1 protein-coding gene is annotated in these 1,459 nt (G+C 36.1%); it reads right to left on the bottom strand.

Annotated features, from left to right (window positions below; translation table 11 throughout):
• Nucleotides 1-40: 40 nt before the first annotated feature.
• Nucleotides 41-1,369, bottom strand: coding sequence for an IS3 family transposase (locus GKP30_RS23325; RefSeq protein WP_216831871.1), 1,329 nt, complete (start codon nt 1,367-1,369; stop codon nt 41-43).
• Nucleotides 1,370-1,459 lie beyond the last annotated feature (90 nt).

Genomic DNA, 1,459 nt, shown 5'->3' with positions numbered 1-1,459 from the left:
TAAACTGGTCCCCATGTCAAGGACACTATAAAAAAAGAGACTATGCAACTAGAAGGTGATCCCTATATTGAATAGGGGTCATCCTTTTTAAATTCCATTGATAGCGATAATTGTTATAGTAAACCATATAGTGATTTATCTTTGCCTTTAACTCTTCTAATGTTCTGGCTGATTTATAATCTACATCATCTTTTAAATGCCCAAAGAAAGACTCAAGTGGGGCATTATCCCAACAGTTTCCTCTTCGGGACATGGATTGGCCTAGACCATATTTTTTTAATAACTGTTGATATTTAGGGCTAGTGTAATGACTTCCTTGATCCGAGTGGATAAAGGCCGCTGGATGTAGAATAACTTTCTTATTGTTGATTAATTTATGGATTGTCTGCGTCGCAATATCTAAAGTGATTCGATCCGAAACATGATATGCTAGGATCTCGTTAGTGGAGCCATCTTTTACGGTCGACAAATAAGCCATACAATTTCCGTTATATGGCAAGAAAGTAATGTCCGTTAATAACACCTTTCCAGGAGTGCCTTGCTTAAATTTTCTGTTTAATTTGTTTGGAACGACCTGATGCTCCTTTGTTGCTTTGGCAATCTTCTTATAAGGATTTGGTTTTCTATGAGGACAGACTATCCCGTACTTTCTCATAATTCTTTGTATCTTTTTACGACTAAAGATAAGGCTATACTCATTCTCTAAGATCATTTTAATGGAACGGGAACCTTTCTTATATCCTCGGCGATTAAATGCCTTTAATATAAATCCTTTCACTTCTAAGTCTAATTGTTCTTTTGCTTCTCTACTATTTGATGCTTTTACGTAGCTATAATACCCGGAACGTGAAACCTCTAGAAGGTCACAAAAATATTTAGTCATTTGCTTAAAGTGATTTTGTTCAATCGTTTCATATATCAACTGATACACTCTACTTGGATTTAAATTTTCGCTTGCGTTTAGCAACCTCCTTTCTGTCGCTTCTAGCTTTTTTAATAGCTCTACCTGTCCTTCGAGAAGCTTAATTCTTGCTTCCTGCCTCTCAATCACTTCTAAAGGTGTAAGTTCCCGTTTCAATGGTCTACCTGAACCTGTTTTCCTCGAATCGGTGAGTCCAATCAGCCCATTCTTTTCATAAGCTTTCTTCCATCTATAGGCTGATTGTTCTATTCGCTTTATTCCTAAAACGTCCACATTGAAACCGTTCTCTTCAAAGATTTGTCGGGGGAGTTTGCCTGCAAGATACTCATCCATAAACCTATTTTTAAAGGAGTCTGTATATGTAATAGCCCGCTCACTAACTCGTTGTACATTTGGATTTTGTTGAAGTGTTTTTACCTCTTTAGTTGAAAAAATTATTTTGCTCATCCTGTTCTCCTAATTCCATATATGAATTCAAGTATATAAAAAAATACCTGTAGATAAAACACTCTTTTTCAAGTGTCCTAACTACAGGTA

Source organism: Alkalihalobacterium elongatum (assembly GCF_019024285.1).
GTDB classification, from domain to species: Bacteria; Bacillota; Bacilli; order Bacillales; family Bacillaceae_F; genus Alkalihalobacterium; species Alkalihalobacterium elongatum.
Note: the sequence above shows the minus strand (reverse complement) of the source record. Positions and strands in the feature narration are given on the sequence as shown.